This is a genomic window from Endozoicomonas sp. ONNA2 (genome assembly GCF_024606365.1).
In the GTDB taxonomy this organism is placed as follows: Bacteria; Pseudomonadota; Gammaproteobacteria; order Pseudomonadales; family Endozoicomonadaceae; genus Endozoicomonas.
The window spans coordinates 1-3099 of sequence record NZ_JAHHPO010000082.1; the positions used below are offsets into that span (position 1 = coordinate 1).

Here is a 3099-nt window from a genome sequence, read left to right on the forward strand (position 1 = left end):
GCAACGCAGGAGCAGTTGCCGCGCAGGGCAGTCTATTCTCGGACAGCCTCCTGGTCATCGGGCATTGGTGGGCGCCGTCAGTACTACCTTGGCCAATGTGTGCTGCAGAATGTAAAAGACGGCCATTGCTGGTGTTGCGCTACTGTTTTCATCCAGGTCAGGGATATCCAGAGCGTAAACGGTAATACGATAGTCGTGTGGTTCAGAGTTTGGTGGCGGGCAAGGGCCACCATAGCCTTTGAATCCATAATCATTTGTCAGCATGCTGGCCCCGGTGGGCAGATTATTGCCACCGGCCATACCCGCGTTTAACGGCAAGCCTGTAACATTGCCGGGAATATTGATCACCACCCAATGCCACCAACCACTGCCCGTGGGTACATCGGGGTCGTACATGGTCACGGCAAAGCTTTTCGTGCCTTTGGGCATGTTGCTCCACTTCAGTTCAGGCGACAGGTTTTCACCGGTGCAGCCCCACTGGTGGTAAATCTGCTGACTCTGAAAGGATTTGCCGTTGGTTACCTGGTTACTCATCAACGTCATGATGCCTGAGTCGGGCTTTTTGCCCATACCCGCATTAGCAAGGCTGCTGGCCAGTATCCCTGTAGCAACAAGAGTAACTGCACGTTTCATCTTTCAACCCCGGGTAATGGTTCCTGTGGAAGATTAGCTGTGGATAATGGAAGTTGCCCAAAGTTTTCTGCTGTTTTCAGGCAAAATGGCTGATATTTTTGCTGTAGAGATCACCACTTAAATTAATCATCAAAATTAATAGAAGGAGGAGGCCAGACTCCGCCAACGAATGCACCAGCGGTAAAACCAGCGAAATGACTGGCAGGAAGGTAGCCATCAATTAAAAAAGCTATAAAGCCACAGGCGAAGCCAATAACCGAACCTGTAAACCCGTAAGGTTGTAATTCAGCTACGCTATTTCCCGCTCCAAAAACAGCGCCAGATACCGTAGCTGTACCTACACCAGCAGCCAAAGCAGTCACAACATCATCAGTCCCTGCCAAACCGGTTCTAATATTAATAATGCCAGAGGTACCAATAACAGTTGCCGCAATAAGAGCAGAGCCAACAGCACCAATAAAAGCATTAGTAGCAATTTGAGATAATTTTCTGATTACCCGTTCACGCAATGAACGAGGAGGAGGCAAGCTCTCAAGAATATATGACGGCACTGCAAACCTGCAACTGGGACAAGTCTTGGATTGGTCAAACCATTTAGCAAGACATTCTCTGCCAAAAACATGAGATTCATGGCACGGTAGAACAACTTTTTTATTATCACATCGAAGATCTTCATTATCTTTTGCATTAAAAGACCCGAGACATATTTGACATCCATCCGCAACACCCATTGTCATAAATTAAACTCCATTTCTCTTCATTGCTAAATAAGTAGGAGGAAGTTTGCTTTCGTATAAACTGACTGATCGCACAATCAGTTCCATTTAACGAGCTGCCCATTACCAGTAATAGCAGCATCCAGAGACCTGATCGCTATTTTTTGAAAAGCTATTTTTTGAAAAGCTATTTTTTGAAAGGTAGTTGGCTGTTCTATTTTTTCTATTTTTCAAGATTATGGCTACCAGTTTCTGCAAAAGTTCACATTTTTATACCGTGCCGGTTTAGCAAATGACTTCTTAAATTATCTTTTCGTTTAGTTTTGTGGTCACAAAACTCACAGTGAAAAGGCTTTTCTTCGCTGTGTCTTGCAATAATGTGCCTATCAAACTGTGATTTGTCATAAAAATAAGTGTTATCACCACACTCAGCATAAGTACATCGGTAATTTGATATCCTTGTATGAGAAAATATATGAGCTTTTAAATGCGTTGTTTTTTTAAATACTTTGTTACAATTTGGAAAACCACATTGATACGGCCTCTCTTTTGAGTTTGTATATATAATCCAACCTTCAGGTAAAGAATTCCTTCTCCTCCGTATCTTCTTTCCAGGGGGTTGTAATGGAATCTCTGTTGCAGCACCAGCTTCATGGAGCAACCTGTTAGCATCAGCCAATACAACATCAGCCAATAGTTTTAGGCCATAATCTGAATTTTGATGAGTAGCAGACCGTGGTAGTGCACTATTCTGTTCAAAACTGCCCTGTTCAAAACTGCTCTCGCCAAAAGAGAGTGGCTGATAGTTAGCAAGTGCCACAAAAGGGTCCACATCTTCCCATGGCAGACTCCCGGTACTGCCAATATTCAACTGCTGAGTAGCTGTCGTCGGATCATCGGCATTCACAGTCGCTGAAAAAGGATTTTCAGGAGCTTTTAGTGCGGCATTATAAGGCTGAACCGCAGTGTTTGTTGTGATGCAAAAGTCAGTCAACGGCTGTTGACGAGCAACGTGCTCACCGTAAATAGGCAGAGGCATCTCAGGTTGGTTAGGACCCAGTTGGGCAGGCGATGTGAGTGCAGTCAATCTACCGGAAAAAACGGCTTGTTGATTGTTGTCAGCACTTTGCTCATGCTGGTGTTCTGGGTATCCAGTCGAATCTAAAGTAGAATTTTGCAAAACTAAATACGAAAAACCTTTGTTATCCATTATTTCACCACGATCTTAAAATAGCTTCTGTGCTATCAACTATGGCCACCAACTTCTAAAAAAGTTCACAATTTTTTACCGTGCCAGTTTGGTAGATGATATCTGAACAGTAGGCATTGATTCAGGTTTAACCGATCTGTTCATCACATCGGACGGTAATAAATCCGGCAGTCCCCGTTACACCCGACGCTATGAGCAAAGGCTCGCCTATCTTCCGTCAGCTTGACAGCCCTGTTTTTTCTGGTGTCGCTGTTGGGTCATACGATGAACCTGCTGGTGCCTGTAACCACGCAGCCCCTTGTTGTGTCCTGACTCCCGTGACAGAGAGTTCTGTGAACGCCCGGGTTTTTTTTGCAATAATTTTATTTTGAGAAGTCCCATTTTTCAGCTCGATTTCGATATACTGCCTCTGTTCAGAATTCAGGTGCTTAAAGGCCATCCGTGGCGTTCTCTGTTTGGTTACTTTACACCGTGCCACTGAACTGTGATTCATTTCAAAGGTATTTCTGTGGCAACCCTCTGGTTACAGAGGTTATGCAT

The 3099-nt window shown here is 44.5% G+C and carries 4 protein-coding genes; all 4 read right to left on the reverse strand.

What is annotated here, in order from left to right:
* Positions 1-54 precede the first annotated feature (54 nt).
* Positions 55-633 carry a YbhB/YbcL family Raf kinase inhibitor-like protein gene (locus tag KDK14_RS01495; protein ID WP_257263245.1) on the reverse strand — a complete coding sequence of 193 codons (579 nt, stop codon included), beginning with the start codon at positions 631-633 and terminating at the stop codon, positions 55-57.
* Between the two features lie 122 nt (positions 634-755).
* Entirely contained in the window at positions 756-1370 is a 615-nt protein-coding gene (locus KDK14_RS01500; RefSeq protein ID WP_257263246.1) for an RING finger domain-containing protein, read from the reverse strand.
* Between the two features lie 241 nt (positions 1371-1611).
* The gene (locus tag KDK14_RS01505) at positions 1612-2559 is read right to left on the reverse strand and encodes a C2H2-type zinc finger protein (protein ID WP_257263247.1); all 948 of its coding nucleotides are present in this window, start codon (positions 2557-2559) and stop codon (positions 1612-1614) included.
* Positions 2560-2776: 217 nt separating this feature from the next.
* Positions 2777-3052: a hypothetical protein gene (locus KDK14_RS01510; RefSeq protein ID WP_257263248.1), complete on the reverse strand. Its 276-nt coding sequence runs from the start codon at positions 3050-3052 to the stop codon at positions 2777-2779.
* Between the last annotated feature and the right edge of the window lie 47 nt (positions 3053-3099).

Excerpts from the sequence above, each read along its gene's own strand:
- KDK14_RS01495 (WP_257263245.1), bottom strand. The coding sequence starts at position 633 with ATGAAACGTGCAGTTACTCTTGTTGCTACAGGGATACTGGCCAGCAGC.
- KDK14_RS01500 (WP_257263246.1), bottom strand. The coding sequence starts at position 1,370 with ATGACAATGGGTGTTGCGGATGGATGTCAAATATGTCTCGGGTCTTTT.
- KDK14_RS01505 (WP_257263247.1), bottom strand. The coding sequence starts at position 2,559 with ATGGATAACAAAGGTTTTTCGTATTTAGTTTTGCAAAATTCTACTTTA.
- KDK14_RS01510 (WP_257263248.1), bottom strand. The coding sequence starts at position 3,052 with ATGAATCACAGTTCAGTGGCACGGTGTAAAGTAACCAAACAGAGAACG.